This is a genomic window from Luteibacter rhizovicinus, from assembly GCF_004342265.1.
Lineage (GTDB): Bacteria > Pseudomonadota > Gammaproteobacteria > Xanthomonadales > Rhodanobacteraceae > Luteibacter > Luteibacter rhizovicinus_B.
In genome coordinates, this window is record NZ_SMCS01000004.1 from 413,316 (window position 1) to 435,626 (window position 22,311).

A 22,311-nucleotide genomic window follows, 5' to 3' on the forward strand; every position below is an offset into this window, starting at 1 on the left:
GCTCCTCACAGGTCGGGCCCGATGACGACATGCAACTGCACGCCGTGTTCGTTCTTGTCGTGGACGGGTACGCCCAGATCGACACGGACCATGCCGACCGGCGAAAGCCAGCGCACGCCCAGACCCGCACCGATGCGCGGGCTGTAGTCGGTACCGGTGAAGGCATTGCCCGCATCGACGAACGCGGCCATGCCCCAGTTGCGTGTGAAGTAGTGCTCCACTTCGGTACTGGCAACCAGCAGGCTTTCGCCGCCGATGACCCGGTCGTACTGATTGCGTGGGCCGATGCTCTCGAAGCTGTAGCCGCGTACGGAACGGTCGCCGCCCGCGAAGAAGCGTAGCTGCGGGGGCAGGGCGCTGAAGTCGTTGGTCCAGGTATGGCCGGCGGTGCCGCGAAGGATCAGGCGGTTACGGCCCCAGAACGACTGGATCCATTTGGCATCGGCGATGACCTCGCTGAAGCTGGCATCCGAAAGCAGGTTGCCGACGGTGCTGCGGCCCACGAGGTTGAGCGACCAGCCATGCCGCACGAAGATCGGGTTGTCGCCCGATTTGCGCGACAACGATATCTCCGGATAAAGCAGCGTGCTGCGGCCGTGTTCGATGCCGAACGTGTTGTCGGGTTCGCCGCCGCGCTTGCCGACGGTGAATGTGCCGGACAAGGCGTTGATGCCGATGGTCCGTGTCCAGCCGTGCCACAGCCGGGTTTCGTTGGCCACCAGCTGCAACGTGCGCGACTGCGATGTCGTCGTGTCCGCGTCCCGGTAGTTGGCGCCGAAGTTGAAACTGCGCTGGTTCGGGCCAGGCATCGGGATCTGGTACAGCGTGGAAATCGTCTTGAGCTTCTGCGCCACGACCAGTTCGTTCTTCCACTTGTGGCCGCGATCGTTCACCCAGCGCTTCTCGATACCACCACGCAGACCGGCCCCCGTATCCGTGCCGAAAAACGGACCGCCGGTATAAATCGTGCGTTTCGCGGGCGCCAATTCGACGGTGACATCGACGACACCGTTCTTCGCCTCGTCGATGTCGGGCATGACATTGACCACGGAGAAATAATCGGCGCCGTTCAGCGACTGCTGAAGCAGCAGCAGATTGTCCTGTGCGAAATAGTCGCCGCTCTTGAACGGCACGTAGCGGTCGAGGAAGCTCTCGCGGAACTGCGAATCCTTGAAGTGCACCTTGCCGAAGCGATAGCGCTGGCCGGCGGTCCAGGCGAGCGACACGCTGGCTTTTTTTTCGGCGCGATTCACTTCCACGCGATGGACGGTCAGCTTCGCGTCGAGGAAACCCGTAGCGGTCAGCGCCGCGCCTATCGCGTCGCGCGACGCGTCGTACTGACCGTCGTTGAGGGGCTGGTCCTTCAGCTTCTCGGCGGCGCGGATCGCCCGGCGCACGCCCGGCACTTTCGCGGCTTCTTCGTCGATATCGACTTTGACGGAAGAGATGACGACCGGTGCGCCGGTCTTGACGTGCAGGGTGACGATCCAGTCGTTACCTGCCTGCTTGATATCGCCGTCCGACGTGGCCTCGTAATAGCCATACGGTCGAAGGGCGGTCTGGACCTGATCGGGTGCTTTTTCGTACAGGCGCCGCGCCTGGGCGGCCGAGATGTCGCGCGTGGCGTACTGACTGAGTTCCACGCCGGCGACGACGGCGCCCTTGAGCGGTTCCTCGACGCCATCGACGACGAGCTTTACTCCCGCGTGTGCGAGAGCGGGGAGAAAGAACCACGGCAACAGCAGCAGTCCATGGCGTCTGGTTCGGCGCATCGCGTCCCGTTCCGGTCGTGATCCATGCCCCGATGCGGCCGGGGCAACAAGCGGGTTCGCGTCCGACGAACCCTGACAACGCGTATCCGACGAAGTCTGTCCTTAACTTACCTTGCAGGCCCGCTCAGGTCACTAGACGGGTTCTCACAAATATGAACGTCCGGTCAGCCTGCCTCGTCGCCTGCGCGATGGGCGATCCATGCGCCGATCAATGCCGACACGTAGGGGATCGACTGCGCCGTAAGAATCGACATCCACAGAATGCTTTCCAGATAGCGGGTGCCATAGGCATAGCCCATGCCCGCGACGGCGAGCGCGAGGGCAAAGGCCATGAAACCTTCTTCGCGCACGGGAGCAAACGCCGCGAAACTGCTGCCGCCCATGCGACGACTCTTCGCGGTGACGACGAACGCCGTTTTCTCGCGCGTGAGGCCGTGCAGGATGCCGCGCGCGATGGCGTGCGAAAGGCCCATGCTGGCCAGCGACGCCATCAGCGTGTCGCGCCAGCTACACGGGACGCGAGCCCGGTACAGCACCACACCGAAGATGGCCTTGGCGAAGAAGAAGCCGATGACCGGGATCAGGAACAACTGCATGGGCAGGTTGAAATACTGGGGCAGGGCGATCATGCCAGCCGTCCAGTAGATGCCCATCAGCGTAAAGATCAGATGCAACGCATCGGCGAACCAGCTGAACCAGCCCGTGAGGAAGTGGAAACGCTGGCCAGCGCTCAGGGGGCCGCGGCGAGTCATCCAGTGCCAGCGACCCTTCAGGATCTGCATCGCGCCGAAGGCCCAGCGATAGCGCTGGCTCTTATACGCCTTGAAGTCGGCGGGCGTCAGGCCCTTGCCCATCAGTTCGTCGACATAGACCAGCTCGTAACCCGCATGCATCAGGCGCAGGCCCAGCTCGGCGTCCTCGCAGATCGTCCACTCCGACCAGCCGCCCGTACCTTCCAGCGCCGAACGACGCACCATCGTCATGGTGCCGTGCTGGATGATGGCGTTGCGCTCGTTGCGATGATGCATGCCGATGCGGAAGAAGCCGTCGTATTCCCAGGCGGTCATGCGCCGGAACTTGTTGCGTTCGAAATCGCGATGCGCCTGCGGGCACTGCACCACGGCGACCTTGCTGTCGTGGAAGTAACCCGTCAGCGTCGCCAGCCAGTCTTCGCGCACGACATAGTCGGCGTCGATGACCGCGACGACGTCGGCGCGCGGATCGGTGGCGGTGAGGCCGAAATTGAGCGCGCCCGCCTTATAGCCCGGCCATGGCTCGAGGTGGAAGAAGCGGAAGCGTTCGCCCAGTTGTTCGCAATAAGCCTCGACCGGCTTCCAGACGTCCGGGTCTTTCGTGTTGTTGTCGAGCACGAGGACTTCGAAGTTGGCGTAGTCCAGCCGCGCGAGCGAATCGAGCGTGAGCATCACCATCTCGGGCGGCTCGTTGTGGCACGCCAGGTGGATGGATACGAACGGCTGCTTTTCCGGCGGATCCGGCGTCAGCATCTCCGCATGCCTGATCCAGCTGCGACGCCACAGCACCTCGGTGAACTCGAAGGCGTTGATGAGCAGGATCGCGAGGATGGCGATCTGCGCGGGGAACAGCAGGATCAGCATCGCCCAGTCGAACGGGCTCAGGTAGAAATTGAACGGCAGCGTGGCCGACCACACGATCAGTCCGCACGACAGCTGGATCATCGCCAGCATGAACAGGCGCCCCATCAGCTTGAAGCGGCTGAAGCGCACCGCGAACCAGAGCATCGGTATGAAGGCGAGCGCGGCGGCGGCCAGAGCCTTCCACGGCCAGCCGGTGTCTTCGGTCACCGGGCCGGTGAAGGGGAACTTCAGCTGCCGGTCGGCGTTGAACATGCCCCAGTAGGCGCCCGTGCGGCCTTCGCCGAGGTTTTCCTTCCAGGGCTGGTCGATGGCTTCGAGCACGTAGTAGTCGATGCCGTCCTTGCGGGCGGCATTGAACCAGTCGCGCAGGAAGATGGCCTGGTTGGATACCGACGGATAGGCGTACTGGAAGCGGTCGCCGTTCGACGGCCAGCCGATTTCGCCGACGACGATGTGCTTGCTCGGAAACCGCTGGCGCAGGCTCTGATAGCTACCGATGGAGTCGCCGACGGCGTCCTTGCGATCGATGCCGTTCCAGTAGGGGAACAGATGGACCGTGATGAAGTCGACGTGCTCGACGAGTTCGGGGTTCTGCAACCAGATGTGCATCGGCTCGGCGATGGATACCGGCTGGCGCACGGCGGCGCGCACGCGGTCGAGGTAGGTCATGATGCGTTCGGGGGGAAGATCCGAACGGAACAGCACCTCGTTTTCCACGATGACGCGGGTGATCGTGTCCGGATAACGGTTCGCCTGCGCGATCAGCGCATCGATTTCGCGTTCGTTGTTGTCGATGCGGCGGTCGATCAGCGCGCCCGCCATGACTTCCAGGTGCTCCTGCCGCGCCAGCCGGATGACCTGTGGATTTTCCAGCATCGAGTACGTGCGGATACGACCCGAATAATGCTTGATGAGCTTCAGGTCGCTGTCGATTTCGGGATCGGTCGAGACGTCGCCCTTCATCGGGTTCTGGTAACGCTGGTAGGCCGTAAAGGCGAAACCGCCGATCGGTCCTTTCCAGTCGTTCGGTCCATGCGGCATGTTGCCGAGGAACCACAGCCCGAAATTCAGCCCCGCGACGACCAGCGCAAGGAGCAGCGCGGCGAGGAAAGGGTGGCGGGTGTCGGTCGTGGTGGCAGCGCTCAAAACAATCCCCGGACCTTCTGGCCCCCAAAGAAATAGTGGTGTAACCCGCCGAGCTTAACGAACGGGGGCAGCAGGCTCAACGCATTGCAGCATGGATAGTCAGGCTGAACTCAGAGAGGTACCGTTCCGCAGCCACTCGGGGAGCGAGTATGAAGGGATTGGCGGGTAACCGGTTGGGAAGGGTTGCCCCTTGACGGAGGCGGCGAGGGATTCCCTCCAGCTCCCATGGTTCGGAAACAAAGCCGCCGCCCGGAGGCGGCGGCTTTACACGGATTGAACGAACCCGCTTACTTCAGCAGCGAACGCAGCATCCAGGCGGTTTTTTCGTGTTCCTTCAGGCGTCCCGTTACCATATCGGCGGTGCCTTCGTCGCCGGCCGTGTCGGCGGCCTTGATCGTGTCGCGCGCCGTGGCGGCGGCGATTTCGTGGCCTTCGACCAACTGGGCGACCATGTCCTTCCACTCGGGAACGCCGGCTTCTTCCTTGATGGAGGTGAGCTTGCCGAACTGGCTGTACGAGCCCGGAGCGAACACGTCGAGAATGCGGATGCGCTCGGCGACCTCGTCGGCGGCGGTCCAGAGCTCGTTGTACTGGACCTCGAACATGGTATGCAGGCTGTTGAACTGCGGGCCGGTCACGTTCCAGTGGAAGCTGTGGGTCTTCAGATACAGCGAATAGGTGTCGGCGAGCAGCTTCGAAAGATGCTTGGCGACCGTTTCGCGGTCTTTCTTGGCAATGCCGATATCGATAGCCATGGTGCTTCTCTCCTTAAGTGAATCCTGGCGTCAGACAGCAGATTAGACGGGTCGGAAGGTCCTTGGAAATGAAACGTTCCGATCCAATTGATAGGCTCAGGCTATTATTTGCGGTTCCATGAGTCAGTCCACAACCCCAGCACGTCATTCCTCCCCCGATCCGCGGCTGCGTGCCCTGCGGAACGAACTCGCGCGCGTCAGCAGCCGGGACTACGGCCGCTTGCTCGGCCGGCTCGGGGCGCTTTCGCGCAAAGATGCCGATCCGGGCCGCATGGACGCGCTCGAAAAGGACATCCAGGCATCCGCCGCGCGCCGGGCCGGGCGGGCCGCCAATAAGCCGCCCATCGTGCTCGACGAGGCGCTGCCCATCACGGCGCGGGCCGACGACATCGTCAAGCTGATCCGCGAGCACCAGGTGGTCGTCATCGCCGGCGAGACCGGCTCGGGCAAGACCACCCAGCTACCCAAGCTCTGCCTGGCCGCCGGCCGGGGCGAGGCGGGCCTGATCGGTTGCACGCAGCCGCGCCGGCTCGCGGCGCGCTCGGTGGCCACCCGTGTCGCCGAGGAACTGGGTACGCCGGTGGGCGACAAAGTCGGCTTCCAGGTACGTTTCACCGAGAAGGTGTCGGACCAGGCGCTGGTCAAGTTCATGACCGACGGCATCCTGCTCGCCGAAACCCAGTCCGATCCCTGGCTGTCGGCATACGACACGATCATCATCGACGAGGCGCACGAGCGCAGCCTCAATATCGACTTTTTGCTCGGCTATCTGAAGCGGCTGGCCGTACGGCGTCCCGATCTGAAGATCATCGTCACCTCGGCGACGATCGATACGGAGCGTTTCGCGGAACATTTCGAAGGTGCGCCCGTCGTCGCGGTCGAAGGCCGGGCGTATCCGGTCGAGGTCCGCTGGCGACCGCCCGGCGAACGTGGCGAGGGCAACCTCGCGCTTCAGATCGCCGACACGCTCGACGCCATTACGCGCGAAGACCCTCGCGGCGACGTGTTGATCTTCCTGCCGGGCGAACGCGAAATCCGCGACGCCCATCTGCTGCTGTCGCGGCGGCAATACCGGGAAACCGAAATCCTGCCGCTGTATGCGCGCCTGTCGGCGAACGATCAGGACCGTGTGTTCAAGCCGGGTCCGAAGCGTCGCGTCGTACTCGCAACGAATGTCGCCGAAACCTCGCTGACCGTACCGCGCATTCGCTACGTCGTCGATTCGGGTACGGCACGCGTCAAGCGCTACAGCCAGCGCGGGCAGCTGGAACGACTGCACGTCGAACCGATCTCGCAGGCGGCGGCCAACCAGCGCAAGGGTCGCTGTGGACGCGTGGGCCCGGGTATCTGCTATCGCCTGTACGACGAAGCGGATTTCCTCCAGCGTCCCGAATACACCGATCCGGAATTGCTGCGTTCGTCGCTCGCCAACGTCATTCTGCGCATGCTGGCGCTGGACCTTGGCGAGGTCGAAGACTTTCCCTTCCTCGAAGCACCCGATCCGCGCGTAGTGGCGGACGGCCATCGCCGACTGGCCGAAATCGGCGCCATCGACGAAAACCGCCGGTTGACCGATATCGGCCGTACCGTCGCGCGCCTGCCGATCGACGTACAGCTGGCGCGCATGCTGGTGGAGTCGCGTCGTCTGGGCTGTCTGCGCGAAGCCGTCACCATCGTGGCCTTCCTCAGCATTCAGGACCCGCGCGAGCGGCCGCCGGAAGCGCGTGGGCAGGCGGATGCCGCGCATGCGCAGTTTGCCGATCCGAAGTCCGATTTCGCGGGCGTGCTGAATTTGTGGCGCGGCTATCACGATGCGTCCGAAGAACTGACGCAGACGAAATTGCGCGACTGGTGTTCGCGGCATTTCCTGAGTTTCATGCGGATGCGCGAGTGGCGTGAATTGCATCGACAACTGGTGCTGGTGACGCGCGAGTTGGGGTGGGATGTCGATGTGCCGTCGTTGGCGGCGCCGTCGGAGGGTGTCGCTTCGGCGACGGGATCGCGTCGGTCGCGGTCGTTGGGTTCGCGCTCCGCGGGGATCGCACCCGAGGGCGCTCCTGCAGGCGTTCCTGCTCGCAAGGAAGGTTCCGAGGCCGATGCGTTGTACGAAGCCGTGCATCGAAGCTTGCTCGCGGGTATGCCGACGCAGGTCGGGCATAAGGACGAGAAGGGTGTGTATCGCGGTACGCGCGAGCGGCGGTTCCAGGTCTTTCCCGGTTCGGCGCTTTCGAAGGCACCGCCAGCGTGGGTTTTTTCCGCGCAGATCATCGATATCGGCGGTCGCGTGTGGGCGATGATGTGCGCCCGCGTCGATCCGGCGTGGATCGAGACACAGGGTGCCCATCTCGTCCGTGCGACCGCGCGCGACGCCCATTGGTCGCGCAAGCGCGGTACGGTGGTTGCTTACGAACAGGTGTCGTTGTTCGGACTGATCCTGGTCGAACGCCGTCCGGTGACCTTCCATCGTCAGGACCCCGCCGCCGCGCACGATATCTTCCTGCGCGAAGCGCTGATCCGCTGCGATCTGGAAACCCGCGCCGACTTCGTGCGCGCGAATGCCCGCGTACTGGAGCAAGCCGGCGAGATCGAGGCCAAGCAGCGTCGCGCCGGATTGCTCCGCAGCGACGACGACCTCGTCGCGTTCTTCACCGGCAAGCTGCCCGCCGATATGTCCGACGTGCGTGCGCTGGACGCCTGGTATCGCAAGGCCTCGCCGGGCGAGCAGGCCGCGCTGCGCTGGTCGCTCGCCGATGTGATGGATAACGGCGCGGGACTCGATCCGCATGCCTTCCCGGCATCGCTCGAACTCGGACAACATCGCTACCGACTGGAATATCGCTTCGTGCCCGGCGATCCGGCCGACGGCGTGACCATGAACGTACCGCTCGCCTTCCTCAACGCCGTGCCCGCTGCCCGCTGCGAATGGCTGGTCGCCGGGCTGCTCGGCGAAAAAGTGGCGGAACTCATTCGCGGCCTGCCCAAGACGCTGCGCCGCAACTTCGTGCCGGCGCCCGATTTCGCGCGCGCCTTCGTCGAGGCGGAAGCCCCGCGCGACGAACCGCTGCCCAAAGCGCTTGCCGCCTTCCTCAAGCGGACCACCGGTGTCGCCATCGACGCATCGGCATTCGCCGAGGTCGACGTGCCCGCGCATTTCCTGATGCGTTTCCGCATTCACGACGAAAGCGGCCGCACCGTAGCCGATGGCCGCGACCTGGCCAGTATTCGCGCCGAATGGGAAGGCAAGGCGCGCGAGGCTTTCTCGCGCAAGACGGATCTGGAACTGACCCGCGAAGACATCGTCAGCTGGGACTTCGAATCGATTCCGCGGGACGTGCGGTCGGAAGGCGGACTGATTGCCTATCCCGCTCTCGTTGACCTTGGCGAAGCCGTGGCCCTGCGCGTGTTCGAACGCGCGGACGAAGCCAGAGAAGCACACGTGGGCGGCGTTGAACGATTGCTTCGTCAGGCGCTTGCGTCCGATTTCAAGCGCGCTCGCCGCCAGTTGCCCATTGCCAATCCGCTATCCCTGAAGTACGCGCCGATGGGCAGCGTCGATGGTCTGCGCGAGGATCTGGTCGAAGGCGGTTTCGAGGATCTGGTCGCCGACCGGCGTCTCGATGCGCGCACGCAGGGCGAGTTCGAAGCCTTGCGGGTGGACCTGTCGCGCGAACTGTTCGGTGCGGCCGTAGCGCGGCTGAAACTCGCCGAGCCCATCATCGAAGCCCAGGCCGAACTGAAACCCTGGATGGAACCGCCGCTGATGGGCTTCGCCAAGGCCAGCTACGACGACCTGCGCGAGCAACTGCATGCGCTGATCCAGCCGGGCGTCCTGAGGGAGCTTCCCCCCGCGAGGCTCGCCCATCTGCCGCGCTACCTGAAAGCCATGCGCCTGCGTGCCGAACGCCTGCGCCAGGACCCGGCACGGGACCAGTCGCGTATGCTGCAGGTGCTGCCCTACTGGCGCGCGTTGCTCAATGCCGGCGGTACGGCGCTGGACGCCACGGGCTGGCACGAATTGCGCTGGTTGCTGGAGGAATGGCGGGTGTCCCTGTATGCGCAGGAACTGAAAACCGCCGAGCCGGTTTCGGCAAAGCGACTCGCGAAGGCGCTGGAAGTAGCACAAGCGGGCTGATACGGATGGACAGGACGGCACAGATGGCAGCGGTGGCATGAATACGCCGATCACGGGCGAAACGGCGGGGCGGGCAAGCGGCGGGTCGATGCCGCTGACCACCCATGCGCGCGAAGCCATCGCCGCGCTTCCGGTCGCCGTGCGCGCCGAAACCGAAACCGTCATCGAACTGCTGCAGCTACTCGGTTGCGACGACGAAACCTGCGCCTCGGCGCTATGGTTCGCGCTGGTATCCGGTTCGGCGGAAGCGTGGGCGCTGCATTCGCCGGCATGGACGCCGTCGCTGCGTCGCCTGATCGACGGTCAGCGCGAAGCGGAGAAGGTCTGGGCGTTGCATGCGCAACGCGGTCCCGCCGATGCCGAAGGGCTACGCCGTCTGTTGCTGGCGATCATCCGCGATCTTCGCGTCGTTTTCGTTTTGCTTGCCCGGCAGTTGGCGGCCATGCGTTCGGGCATGTCGCTGGCCGATGCCGACCGGCGCGAACTGGCACAGCTCACCTCCGACATCCATGCACCGCTCGCTAACCGGCTGGGTATCTGGCAGCTGAAGTGGGAACTGGAAGACCTTGCCTTCCGGTATCTGCAGCCGGACACCTACCGCCGTATCGCGCGCCTGCTGGACGAGCGCCGCGCCGACCGCGAGATCTTCATCGCCGCGTGCCTCGAAGACCTGCGCGTCGCACTTTCGGGCGCGGGCATCGAGGCTCAGCTTGCCGGACGTCCGAAGCACATCTATTCCATCTGGAAGAAGATGAAGCGCAAGGAGCTGGAATTCTCCGACCTGTATGACATCCGCGCGGTGCGTATCCTGGTCGGCAGCGTCGCGGACTGCTACGCCGCGCTCGGCATGGTGCACAGCCTCTGGCCGCACCTTCCCGGCGAATTCGACGATTACGTGGCGCGCCCCAAGGGCAACGGCTACCAGTCGCTGCATACGGCCGTCATCGGGCCGCAGGGCAAGACGCTCGAAGTACAGATACGTACGCACGAAATGCATCGCGCCAACGAACTCGGTGTCGCGGCGCACTGGCGCTACAAGGAAGGCGGCGGTGCCGATGCGGAGTTCGAAGCCAAGATCGCGTGGATGCGCAAACTGCTGGAGCCGCGTGGCGACGACGAAGCCGAACTGGCTGCGGAGTTCCATACCGAGCTGCTGGAAGACCGCGTTTACGCGCTGACGCCCAAGGGCGAAGTCGTCGACATGCCGCGCGGCGCGACCGTGCTGGATTTCGCGTATCACATCCATACGGAAGTCGGTCACCGCTGCCGTGGCGCCAAGATCAACGGACGCATCGCTACGCTGACGGCACAGCCACGTAGCGGCGACCGTATCGAGATCCTCACGACCAAGGTCTCCGAACCCAGTCGCGACTGGCTGTCCGCGCACCATGGTTATCTGAATACGTCGCGCGCGAGGGAAAAGGTTCGCGCGTGGTTCCGGCGCGAGGCCCACGATGCCAACGTCATCGCCGGGCGCACGGCCCTGGAACGCGAGTTACGCCGCCTTGCGCTGGACGATGTAGAGCCGGCGAAACTGGTTTCGCAGTTCCGTCTGAAAACGCAGGACGAACTGTTTATCGCCATCGCCCTCGGCGAAGTCACGCTGGGGCAGATCGCGCGTTCGTTACAGGAACCAGTCGAGTCCGAGATCACGCAATCGGGCAGTCCGGTTGCGTCGCGCGCTGCGCAGCACGATCGCGGCGCGCTCAGTATCGAAGGCGTGGGCAACCTGCTCACGACGCTCGCCCGCTGCTGCCAGCCGTTGCCCGGCGATCCGGTTCGCGGTTTCATCACCCGTGGACGCGGCGTGTCCGTGCATCGTGCCGACTGCGCGAGCCTTGAACGTCTTGCCCGCCGCAGTCCGGAACGCGTGATCGACGTGAGCTGGGGCAGGGTGGAAGTGCAGGCTTACGAGATCGACATCGAACTGCGCGGCTACGACCGCAAGGGCTTGCAGAAAGACGTCACGAATACGATCAGCAACGCGGGTCCGCATATCGTGGCGTCGTCGAGCCGCGTGCACGTGCGCACCGCCGAAGTGGAGATGCGCTTCACGTTGCGGGTCAAGGATTACGAGCAACTTTCCACCTTGCTTGGGCGTCTGAATGCGTTGCCCAATGTGATCGATGCGCGCCGGCTTGGCGGACGCTGATAGCGGTCGGTCGCGACACGGGATAGGTTTTTCGACTCTCGTCGCGATCAGAAATGCCAGGTGAAGCTGAAGCTCGGTCCGCTCAACTGGACTTTCTTCAGGAATTTATTGTCCGCGCTTTCCTTTGTTGGGCAACTGAAAGCGGGTTTCGCCCGTCACGCCGGGCAGCCATCCATAAGGCGTGATGCTGCCATGCCAGTCGCCGTCCCAGGGATCGACGGTGTCGGCATGCGCGGGCATGCCGGCGACGGCGAGCACGACAGCCGCTCGAACACTTAGAGAAACCAGACGGCGGTTCATATGGACAGCCTGCGTATAGGGCGGAAACCCAAGCGAATGTTTGGGAGTTCCCGCGCCGGTCTCCAGCGCATTCCTACTGAGGCTATGTCTGGTAAATCTACGGACGTACGTTTTCATCCATCGTTGCGGCAGTCGGTATGCGAGTACCCATGTCGTCTTCTATTCGAGCAACCGGTTAACGTCTTCCAGGTCGTGCAGATCGATGGTTCCCGCTGCCTGCTTCAGCAACATATGGTTCAGCACGAAGTTATGGCGCACGAGGGTGTATTCGGTCTTGGTTTCCGCCAGCAACTGAATGGCCACCACGACGTTCGTGAGGCTCTGGGTGCCAATATCGTTGCCTGCACGCATGGATTCCAAAGCTTTTCCGGCGGCGGCGACCGCGGCACGCGCACTCGCTACCTGGTCGACGCCGTCGACGATCAGGTTGAAGTAATTCAGTGCATCGCGCGCCGCCTGTCGGCGCTGGGTTTCCACCAGGCCTTCGTCCGCGTCGCGCTGACTGATGGCCTGTCCTATCTGTGCGTGCACGAGACCGCCGCTGAATATCGGCACGGACAGTTGCAGGCCGACCGACGTGGTACCCGGACCGTATCCCGCGCCGCCGGCACGGGCATTGGACCAGCTGCCGTACTTGCTGTATCCGACCGCCAGGCCCAGCGTCGGCGCGTGGCCCGCGCGCGCCGCGTTGATCTTGTGTTCGTCCGCATCGACGACATAGCGGGACGCAAGGACCGACGGATTGGTGTGCATCGCCGCGTCGACCCAGGCTTCGGGTTTGTTCGGTTCCGGCATTTGCATGGGCAGTTCCTCGCGCAGCCGTTTCAGTACCGGTGTGGGCTGTCCCGTAATTTGTTCGAGCGCGCGCTTGGTGTCCTTCAGGGCACCTTCGGCTGTAATGCGCCGCGATTTGATGTAGTGGTAATACGCTTCGGACTGGGCGACGTCCGATGCCGCGGCCAGGCCGTCCGCGAACCGTTCGGTGGACTGGGCGAATTCCTGCTGGTAGGCATCCTCGTACGACTTCGATACCTCCAGTTCGTCCTCGGCAATCAGGACGTTGAAATAGGCGGTGGCGACGCGGACGTACAGGGCTTGCATCGCGGCCCGTTCCGTTTCGTCCTGCGAACTTCTCGTCGCCTGCGCCGCATGCAGGGTGGCGAGGCTTGCGAGGTTCACGATCGGCTGCGCCAGATTGGCGCTCGCCGCGCGTTCGCGGACGTGACCGCCCGCACCGGTGTCGATGATGTTGCCGTTTCCGCTCGTGGTGGACGACCCGTTACCACCGCTGTACTGGGTCAGGCTGAGATTCGCCGTCAGCTGGGGCAACAGAGCCGATCGTGCGATGGGAACGCCTGCCGCCGCCACGCGCTGCGTTGCCTGCGCGGTGGCAAGCACCGGGTCGTTGGCCACGGCCTGACGGAAGGCATCCAGCAGATCCTCGCCATGCGCAGACGAGCAAAGCAGGCCGAGGCCGATGAGGAAGGGAAGTAGCGACAGACGTTGTGCGACGAGCATGGGCATCCTTTTGCCGCACGGCGTATGCGTGCGGATCGGTGGCTAGCGCGATGCATCTGCAATGCGCATGCCAACGCGATCCGGGCTGCCCGGGCCACGGTAATGGCGACCTCCCGCCGATTGCGCAGCCCGGCCCTCTGTCCGCGGACATGTACGCGGACGAGGCCGGACAGGAGCTTTCCGGTCGGCGTCGTCGTCGGCTCCCCGAATCCGGGGGCAGCCGGTCAGGGACTGAACGTCAGGACGAGGAACACCACGAACATCGACAGGTGCACCGCGCCCTCCAGCATCGTGGTGCGCCAGCCGGAGAACGTGAGGGTGCTGAGTACCAGGGTCGCGGTGAGCAGGACGATGCTTGCCGAAGGCAGTCCGAGCACGACGCTCTGGCCGGTAAAGAGTCCGATGGCCAGCACGGCGGGCACGGTAAGACCCACGGTGGATGCGGCGGCGCCCAGGCACAGGTTGATGGCGCGGGTGAGCTGATCGCCGCGAATCGAGATCAGCGCGGAAATGCCCTCGGGAGTGAAGACGAGCATCGCGATAATGATGCCGCCGAGTGCGGGCGGTGCACCGGTCGCGTCGATGCCGTAATCGAGGACCTTGGCGAGACTTTTGGAGAGGATGACGATTGGCAGCAGATAGACCAGCAGCATGCCGATCCGGCGCGCGAGTTCCCGTGGCGGCATCTTCGGCTGCGGTTCCGGCGGCGGCTCCGCTTCGTTGGGAGCGGTCGATTTCGGCGCAACGAAATAACCTTTGTGCCGCCCCGTCTGTAGCCAGAGGAACAGACCGTACAGCGCCATCGTCAACAGGGAGAAGGCGACGGCCTGCACCGGACTCAGGGTGCCGTCGCTCGTGGACGTCGTGAAGTTCGGCAGCACGAGGGCGATGGTCGCCAGCGGAATGATGACGGACAGATAGGACGAAGCGCCTTGAAGGTTAAAGGTCTGCTCGTGGTGGCGTATGCCGCCGATGAGCAACCCCAGTCCGACGACGCCGTTCAGTACGATCATCAACACGGCGAACATGGTGTCGCGGGCAAGCGTTGCCGTGCCGGTCCCGCCGAGCATCACCGCCGAGATAAGCGCGACCTCGATGATGACGATCGACAGCGTGAGAATCAGCGTGCCGAAGGGCTCGCCCAGCCGTGTCGCAAGTTCTTCCGCCTCGTGGACCACGCCGAAGGCGGTCCAGACGATCATGACGAACAGCCACGCGAACAGCGAAATAGCCACCGTATCCCGGCTGAGTTCGGACATCCATCCGGAGCCGTAGACGAGGAAGAGGGCGACGGTCAGCCACGCGAGCAGCGGTCGTCCGTACTTCGTGAACGATGCCATGCGGGTTCCTCGCTGCGGTGGTTCCGTCCGAGGTTAGCGGAGATTGCGTGGTGGGACTAGAAATCCTGCGTGAAGTCCACGGTCTCTGTCGCACTGCCGCGCGGCGTCACGGTCAGCACGAAATGCAACGCGCCGGGCGAGGGGATACGGAACGTCCCCAGCCACGACACCGTGCCCGCATCCTCGACACGACGGAACGCGATCGGCACCGGTGCGCCGATCAACGTCATCGCCCTGCCTTCCACCGTTGCCGGTACATCGCCATCGTCGCTGCCACGGGCTACCGCAACGATCACGATGCCCTGGTCTTCCGCGCGTGTGAGTCCGTAACGCTGCGCCGACGCGGCGGGCAAATTCGACGTGGCGAGCGCGTTGTAGCGGATGACGTTCGCACCGCCGACTTGCTCGCCCGCGTGCGCACGAATGGCGACGCAGGCAAACAGTACGGCGAGAAACGCGCGGGAGATCGTCATGCTTACAGTCCCAGCATCAATCGCTGGCCGATGTCCGACAGCGGTTGCGCGACAAGCAAACGTACCAATGTCAGCAGCAACAGGACCACGGCCGGCGAGAAATCCAGACCGCCAAGCACCATGCGGCCGCGCAACGGGCGCAGCAGCGGCTCGGTAATGCTGGTGACCAGACGCGCTACCGGGTGGTAACGATCGGTCGACAGCATGCTCATCAGCGACCAGACGACGATAAGCACGATGTAAAGCAGCAGGACGAAATCGAGCAACTCGGCGACGCCCATCACCAGCACGCCGACCGGATTGGGTATGAAGCCCATGATCGCGATCAGCAGCACGACCTTCAGGCATTCGATCAGCCACGCCACGACCAGCGCCGACGTGCTCAGGCGACGCCAGTTGGGCAGTACCTTGCGCAGCGGACGCAGCACCGGATTGGTGTAGCGGTAGATGAACTGGCAGATTGGATTCTGGAAATCCGCGCGCCATGCTTCGGCCAGCAGACGCAGGACGAACAGCGCGACGGCTGCGCCGAAGATGAAGTTGATGATGAGTCCGCCGGCGTTGGTCAGGTAATTCACTTATTCGATTCCATGGCTTGAGACAGTTCGCCGCCGCGACGCCGGGCGGCGTCGACGGCGCGTGCGACGATGGCGTTGAAGCCATCGGCGCCGAAACTTTCGAGGGCGGCCTGCGTGGTGCCGCCCGGAGATGTGACGCGCTGGCGCAGGGTCGCGGCGGATTCGCCGCTTTCGGTCAGCATGCGGCCGGCGCCAAGCGCCGTCTGGGCCGCGAGAGCCCTTGCCGTTTCACGGGACAGCCCCTGGGCGAATGCCGCGTTTTCCAGCGCCTCGACCAGCAGGAAGAAGTACGCGGGACCGGAACCGGACAAGGCCGTCACGGTGTCCAGCTGGTCCTCGTCCGGCACCCATACGGTGAGTCCCGCGGCATCCAGCAGGTGCTGCGCTTCCGCGCGCTGCACCGGGCTGACGCGGCCATTGGCGTACAGCGCCGTGGCACCCGCGCCGATCATCGCCGGGGTGTTGGGCATGCAGCGTACGACGGGCAGGGTGCCGCCCAGCCAACGCTCCATCTGTTCGATGCGGATGCCTGCGGCGATCGAAACGATCAGGGGACGCTGGCGTTGGATCTGGGGCTGCAACTGGCGGCATACGTCGGCCATGACCTGGGGTTTGACGGCCAGGACCACGGTGGAGGCGCCTTCGACGGCGTCCAGGTTATCGACATAGGTCGCCACGCCGTAACGCCGCGACAGCTCCTGGCAGGCCTCGGCCCGGGGCTCGGCGACAGCGATGCTGCTGGGCTGGCTGCCCTTGTGCAGCAGGCCGCCGATGAGGCTGGCCGCCATGTTTCCTCCGCCGATGAAGGCAATCCGGCTCATTGAGTTCGTCTCTTCGGTGCGCCACGTCACAGTCGAGCATGGCATCGACCTAAGAATATACGCGACGCGCCTTGCCGCCGAGGGTGGGGGCGTGTTTACCTATGCGAAACGCGTACTCCGGGCCGGTCCCGGGGCGTCATAAGAATCACAGGGGCTTCGATTCGCGAAAGCGCACGGCATGATCGGCTTCCGATCGCCGGTCGAAAGTCCCTGCCGCAAGCCACTTATCAGGGGACACCGATGGATATCGCCGAACTCCTTGCCTTCTCGGTGAAGAACAAGGCTTCCGACTTGCATCTTTCCGCAGGTCTGCCGCCCATGATCCGGGTCGACGGCGATGTGCGCCGGATCAACATCCCGGCGCTGGAGCACAAGCAGGTCCATTCGCTGATCTACGACATCATGTCGGATAAGCAGCGCCGCGATTTCGAGGAATTCCTCGAAACCGACTTTTCGTTCGAGATTCCCGGTCTGGCCCGTTTCCGCGTGAATGCGTTCAACCACAATCGTGGCGCGGGCGGCGTATTCCGTACCATTCCGTCCGAAGTGCTGACGCTGGAAGACCTGGGTGCGCCGAAGATTTTCCGCGAGCTGATCGAGCAGCCGCAGGGGCTGATCCTGGTGACCGGTCCGACCGGCTCGGGCAAGTCGACGACGCTGGCGGCGATGGTCGACCACATCAACAAGAACGAATACGGCCATCTCCTCACGGTCGAAGACCCGATCGAATTCGTGCATACGTCGCAGAAGTGCCTGGTCAATCAGCGCGAAGTGCATCGCGATACGCATGGCTTCAACGAGGCGCTGCGTTCCGCGCTGCGTGAAGATCCGGACTACATCCTCGTCGGCGAGCTTCGCGATCTGGAAACCATCCGGCTGGCACTGACCGCCGCGGAAACCGGCCATCTGGTATTCGGCACGCTGCATACCTCGTCGGCGGCCAAGACCATCGACCGTATCATCGACGTCTTCCCGGCCGGCGAAAAGCCGATGGTCCGCTCGATGCTTTCCGAATCGCTGCGCGCGGTCATCTCGCAGTCGCTGCTGAAGAAGGTCGGCGGCGGTCGTATCGCGGCCCACGAAATCATGGTCGGCATCCCGGCTATCCGTAACCTGATCCGCGAGGACAAGGTCGCGCAGATGTACTCGGCCATCCAGACGGGTCAGCAGCACGGCATGCAGACGCTGGACCAAACGCTGCAGGACCTGGTCAAGCGCGGCTTGGTAACGCGGCAGGAAGCGGGTAAATATGCCAAGAACAAGGAAGGCTTCCGCTAAAGCCCCGACCCGGGCGCAGGAACGTGGCGTCAGACACAGCCGCCCGCCCCCGGGCGGTATATGATCGCCCGTAGGGGCGCCGGCCCGGTCCGGCCACAAGAGGGCTCGCCATGAGCGACTTCGATTTCACTTCATTCCTCAAGCTGATGGTGCATAAACAGGCGTCCGACCTGTTCATCACCGCCGGTGTGGCGCCGTCCATGAAGGTGCAGGGGCGCATCGTCCCGATCACGCAGAGTCCGCTGTCCGCGCAACAGGCGCGCGACATGGTGCTCAACGTGATGACGCCTTCGCAGCGCGAAGAGTTCGAGAAGACCCACGAATGCCAGTTCGCCATCAGCGCGTCGGGTGTCGGCCGTTTCCGTGTGTCGTGCTTCTACCAGCGCAACTGCGTCGGCATGGTGCTACGCCGGATCGAATCGAAAATTCCCACGCCCGAAGAACTGAACCTGCCGCCGATCGTCAAGCAACTGGCGATGACCAAGCGCGGCATCATCATTTTCGTGGGCGGTACGGGTACGGGTAAGTCGACGTCGCTCGCGTCGATGATCGGTTACCGCAATCAGAATTCGACGGGTCACATCATCACGATCGAAGACCCGATCGAATACGTGCACAAGCACGAAGGCTGCATCGTCACCCAGCGCGAACTCGGTATCGATACCGATAGCTGGGAGAACGCGCTGAAGAACACGCTGCGCCAGGCACCCGACGTCATCATGATCGGCGAAGTGCGTACGCGAGAAACGATGGAGCATGCGATCAACTTCTCGGAAACGGGCCACCTGTGCCTGTGTACGCTGCATGCGAACAACGCCAACCAGGCGCTGGACCGTATCCTGCACTTCTTCCCGGAAGACCGTCGCCAGTCGCTCCTGATGGATCTTTCGCTGAATCTGAAGGGCATCGTCGCGCAGCAGCTGATTCCCACGCCCGACGGGAAATCGCGTCGCGTAGCGGTCGAAGTGATGCTGGGTACGCCGCTTGCGCAGGATTACATCCGTCAGGGCGAAGTGCACAAGCTGAAGGAACTGATGCGCGATTCCAATCAGCTCGGCATGCGCACTTTCGACCAGAGTCTGGTGGAGCTTTACCACGCGGGCGAGATCTCCTACGAAGACGCGCTGCGTCACGCCGACAGCTCGAACGAAGTGCGGTTGCGCATCAAGCTCGCGCAGGGCGGCGATGCGCATACGCTTTCGCAGGGACTGGAAGGCGTCGAAATCGAAGAGTCAACGAACCGGAATACGTTCGGCGGCATGCTGCATCGCTAATGCCCTGTGTGTAGGAGCACTCAAGAGCGCTCCTACACAAAAGCAGAACAAAAAAAGGGAGCCTTTCGGCTCCCTTTTTTTACCGCTCGCGAAACGTCTTACTTAGCGTCGGCAGCCGGCGCAACTGTCAGCCCGCTTGCATCGACGCTCTTCACGCCCTTGACCGCCTTCGCGATCTTCTCGGCGTTGGTCTTTTCCTTGGCCGTGGTGACGCTACCCGTCAGCGCGACGACACCTTCGGTCGTCGTCACGGAGATGTCCGAGCCGTGGACAGCTTTCTTCGTAGCGAATTCCGATTTCACCTTGGTGGTAATCCAGGCATCGTCGGCCTTGCCGGGGACGGTCTGGTTGTCGCTGGTCTTGGCAGCGGAATCCTGGGCGCTCACCTGGGCGAACGGTACTGCGCCGAGGCCTGTAACAAGGGCGGCAGCAAAGAGGGCCTTACGAATGGTTGCATGGTTCATGGTGAACTCCTTCATGGATGGGACGACGGTAAGTGCTGCGTTCGGCAGCGGTCGTACCGCGGCGCCAATAGAAACAGCGCATCCGTGAACGATTCGTGCCCTGCGCGACGGTTCGTTCAGATATCCGTTTAGGGTGTATTCGGTTTGGCAAGCCGGCAAGAAGGTTCTTCATGCCTTGTCGGGAAGGGCTCGGCTTTGCCATCGCTTTCGCGCTCGGACGTTTCGGGGGGAGCCGTCGGCCACCACCCTCGACGCTCCGGCTTCACCGTCGCTCGGGGAAGGAGAGCCGCTGCGCGGCTTGTGTCTGATGGCTGCGCCCCGTCGCGCCCGCGCTGCGGGCGGGGGTTTTTGATTCGGCATCCTTGCCTCAGCAAAAACGGCGGACCGTCCAGGTCCGCCCCCTGCGGGCCTTTTCCGCCCGCAGCGCTCGGTTGCGCAAGTCGCGTCGAGGGTGGTGGCCGACGGCTCTGCCGAACGCTGCGGTCACGTGGGGGAAAGCATGGCGTCGACGCATGGGTATAGCTGACCCCATGCCTGTGCACGCCTGCCCATGTGCTCGGCTCGTGCTCTCCCCACAGCCAACCGCAACCGACGGTGCCGTGGCCGGGTTGGCCCTTGGGGCCGCCTTAGCCGAGAGCCGCCATACCCAGTTGGAGCGAAAGCGGGACTACGGCCCGCTCCCGCAGGGACGGCGCCGAAGGCCCCAAGGGCCAACCCGGTCGCGGCTTCCCCGACGCACGAGCGTGAGCCGACGAAGCCGCGGATAACACGAGCCAACCAGCGACTGTCCTTACCCAAAGAGCGGCCAGACGCGAGAGATCGTCCCCTAATGCGTGAAAAAAAAGGGCGCCCGAAGGCGCCCTTTTTCACTGCGTAGCGAATGCCTTACTTAAGTTCGCTCTGGCCGGTGATGACCATGCCCTTGTCGTCGACATGCGCTTCGGCGGATACCGAAACGATGCGATCAGCCTGTGCACGCATCGTCTGGAACTGCAGCTTCGAACGCTGTGCGGCGGCGGCGCCCTCTTTCTCCGGGTCCGCATCGGTGCCGTCGGCAGCCGCTGCACTGGCCGCGGTGGCTTCGGCATAGGCTTCGGCCTTCTCCGACATCAGGTCGATCCACGTGCGATACATATCGCCGGTCAGGTGCATGCGTGCCGAGCGGCCCGCATCGCCCGTGCTGGCTTTCAGTGCGTCGCCAAGACGTGCGTCTTCGCCCTGACCGAAACCGATCGCGAGCGCGATATCGCTCATGGCGGCCCACGCAGGCTGACCGACCATGGCGGTAAGGTTCTGCGGAAGCGCGGCAGGCTTGCCGTCATTGGCGAGCTTCAGGTTCACGCCGCCGAGCACGGTCTGGCCGAGCGCGACCAGGCCCGCCGGATTGCGCGTGCCGATCACGATGCGACCGCTGAACGTGGGCACCTGCGTGGCGGCAGCGGGATCGGCTGCCTTGAACGAATCGAGCACGATGCGCAGACCGCGGATGTCGCCGAACGGCGGAATGGCCGCCTGCTGCATGGTCGAACCGACCTTGGCGAAACCGTCGTTGAGATCGGTCAGGCTGGGGCAGGTGAACGGCTTGGCGGCAACGGCGTCGGCCTGGGCGGTCCAGAACGTACGCAGCTGTTCCATGGGCAGAGCGATGCTGACGTCGAACGGAGCGTCGGCGTTCTGACCAAGACCCGGCAGTTCGACCTTCAGGCCCGAGAATGCCTTCGTGACGTCGTCGGCAAGGGCGATGTCGAAGCGCTGGTCCTGATGCTTCGCATCCAGACGGGTATAGCCGAAGCTCATGGACGGAACGCGCGAGGCGATACGTGCCGCATCGGTCTGGCAGCTAGCCGGAACTTCCGGCGCGGCGGCCGGCGCAGGCTCGCCGTTTGCCGTGGCTTCGGCGACGGCTTTGTGCTTGAGCAGGGACGTGAACAGCGGGTCCTTGCCTCCGGCGATCAGCGGCAGCAGGCGAACCATATCGACCTGGCCGACGGCGTAAGGCTTATAGCCCTTTTCCTTGGCCAGATCGTCGAGGCGGCCATCGTCCTGGATGTTCTTCGCGGGGCGGTCGAGGCCCAGCGCCTGACGGACCAGCGGTTCGCCGGCATCGGCGGGCAGCAGCGTACCCACGGCCTGCTTGCCGACGACCGCGAGGATCAGCTGTACGCCCGAATCCTTCGGCGTGACGTGGCGATAGGACTGTCCGCCGACGGTGGCCGTTTCAAGCTTCTGGCCGTAAGCCGTTTCGATACGGCCGACCAGACCTTCGAAAGCCGTCGGGTCGGCCAGCTCGACGCGGGCGACCGGGCTGAGGCCCAGGCCGAAGAAGGCAGTCCTGCCCTTCAGGTCGAAACCGTCGTTTTTCGCGACCTGCTCGATGGTTTTGCCATCGAGTTCCGCCGCGAGGGCATTGATCAGGCGGGCGCCTTCGGCATTGCCCTTGGCAGTGAGCTGGTCGGCGGCCGCCTTCATCTGCAACACCTGGGCGGGCAGCTGCGTATTGAGCTGCGCGATCATGGCGTTACGGGTGTCGTCGTCCAGTACGTCGAGGTTCGCCAGCACGTACGGGGTGTCGGCCGGCACGAAGGCCAGCGGAGCATCCTTGTCTTTGTGGCCGCAGGCCGCCAGCAGGACGCTGGTAAGGCCGAGCGCGATCAATCGCTTCGTCGGTCGCATGTATTTCCCCATGGTTATC

At 63.9% G+C, this 22,311-nt stretch carries 15 protein-coding genes; 4 read left to right on the top strand and 11 right to left on the bottom strand.

What is annotated here, in order from left to right; translation table 11 throughout:
• Positions 1–5: 5 nt before the first annotated feature.
• From EC912_RS12775 to EC912_RS12785, 3 genes are all read right to left on the bottom strand, one after another.
• The gene (locus EC912_RS12775; protein ID WP_132144587.1) at positions 6–1,772 is read right to left on the bottom strand and encodes an autotransporter assembly complex protein TamA; all 1,767 of its coding nucleotides are present in this window, start codon (positions 1,770–1,772) and stop codon (positions 6–8) included.
• Positions 1,773–1,936: 164 nt separating this feature from the next.
• Positions 1,937–4,534 (bottom strand): glycosyltransferase family 2 protein, encoded by a 2,598-nt coding sequence (locus tag EC912_RS12780; protein WP_132144589.1) that lies wholly within the window; start codon positions 4,532–4,534, stop codon positions 1,937–1,939.
• Positions 4,535–4,821: 287 nt separating this feature from the next.
• Positions 4,822–5,289, bottom strand: coding sequence for a Dps family protein (locus tag EC912_RS12785; protein ID WP_132144591.1), 468 nt, complete (start codon positions 5,287–5,289; stop codon positions 4,822–4,824).
• A 118-nt stretch (positions 5,290–5,407) separates the two neighbouring features.
• Between EC912_RS12785 and hrpA the strand changes: the two genes are divergently transcribed.
• Together hrpA and EC912_RS12795 are read left to right on the top strand one after the other, a co-directional pair.
• On the top strand, positions 5,408–9,421 hold the full coding sequence (gene hrpA / locus EC912_RS12790) for an ATP-dependent RNA helicase HrpA (RefSeq protein WP_132144593.1): 4,014 nt from the start codon (positions 5,408–5,410) through the stop codon (positions 9,419–9,421).
• Between the two features lie 37 nt (positions 9,422–9,458).
• Positions 9,459–11,573, top strand: coding sequence for a bifunctional (p)ppGpp synthetase/guanosine-3',5'-bis(diphosphate) 3'-pyrophosphohydrolase (locus EC912_RS12795; RefSeq protein WP_132144595.1), 2,115 nt, complete (start codon positions 9,459–9,461; stop codon positions 11,571–11,573).
• A 105-nt stretch (positions 11,574–11,678) separates the two neighbouring features.
• Here EC912_RS12795 and EC912_RS12800 read toward each other — a convergent pair whose 3' ends face one another.
• From EC912_RS12800 to proC, 6 genes are all read right to left on the bottom strand, one after another.
• On the bottom strand, positions 11,679–11,873 hold the full coding sequence (locus tag EC912_RS12800) for a hypothetical protein (protein WP_132144597.1): 195 nt from the start codon (positions 11,871–11,873) through the stop codon (positions 11,679–11,681).
• Between the two features lie 159 nt (positions 11,874–12,032).
• A complete protein-coding gene (locus EC912_RS12805; protein ID WP_132144599.1) occupies positions 12,033–13,391 on the bottom strand; it encodes a TolC family outer membrane protein in 1,359 nt (452 codons plus the stop codon).
• Positions 13,392–13,615: 224 nt separating this feature from the next.
• Complete coding sequence (locus tag EC912_RS12810; protein WP_132144601.1) at positions 13,616–14,731, bottom strand: calcium:proton antiporter; 1,116 nt, start codon at positions 14,729–14,731, stop codon at positions 13,616–13,618.
• Positions 14,732–14,787: 56 nt separating this feature from the next.
• Positions 14,788–15,204, bottom strand: a complete 417-nt coding sequence (locus tag EC912_RS12815) for a DUF4426 domain-containing protein (protein WP_132144603.1) — start codon at positions 15,202–15,204, stop codon at positions 14,788–14,790.
• 2 nt (positions 15,205–15,206) lie between these two features.
• Positions 15,207–15,782: a YggT family protein gene (locus EC912_RS12820; protein ID WP_132144605.1), complete on the bottom strand. Its 576-nt coding sequence runs from the start codon at positions 15,780–15,782 to the stop codon at positions 15,207–15,209.
• Entirely contained in the window at positions 15,779–16,603 is an 825-nt protein-coding gene (gene proC, locus EC912_RS12825; RefSeq protein WP_132144607.1) for a pyrroline-5-carboxylate reductase, read from the bottom strand. Before proC ends, EC912_RS12820 begins: the two co-directional genes overlap by 4 nt.
• A gap of 240 nt (positions 16,604–16,843) precedes the next feature.
• On the opposite strand from proC, the gene EC912_RS12830 reads away from it, so the two are divergent.
• Both EC912_RS12830 and EC912_RS12835 read left to right on the top strand, forming a co-directional pair.
• Positions 16,844–17,881 (top strand): type IV pilus twitching motility protein PilT, encoded by a 1,038-nt coding sequence (locus EC912_RS12830; protein WP_132144609.1) that lies wholly within the window; start codon positions 16,844–16,846, stop codon positions 17,879–17,881.
• Between the two features lie 110 nt (positions 17,882–17,991).
• Positions 17,992–19,155 carry a PilT/PilU family type 4a pilus ATPase gene (locus tag EC912_RS12835; protein WP_132144611.1) on the top strand — a complete coding sequence of 388 codons (1,164 nt, stop codon included), beginning with the start codon at positions 17,992–17,994 and terminating at the stop codon, positions 19,153–19,155.
• A gap of 98 nt (positions 19,156–19,253) precedes the next feature.
• Here EC912_RS12835 and EC912_RS12840 read toward each other — a convergent pair whose 3' ends face one another.
• The gene (locus EC912_RS12840; protein WP_132144613.1) at positions 19,254–19,619 is read right to left on the bottom strand and encodes a BON domain-containing protein; all 366 of its coding nucleotides are present in this window, start codon (positions 19,617–19,619) and stop codon (positions 19,254–19,256) included.
• Positions 19,620–20,504: 885 nt separating this feature from the next.
• Positions 20,505–22,292 (bottom strand): hypothetical protein, encoded by a 1,788-nt coding sequence (locus EC912_RS12845; RefSeq protein ID WP_132144615.1) that lies wholly within the window; start codon positions 22,290–22,292, stop codon positions 20,505–20,507.
• Positions 22,293–22,311: the final 19 nt, after the last annotated feature.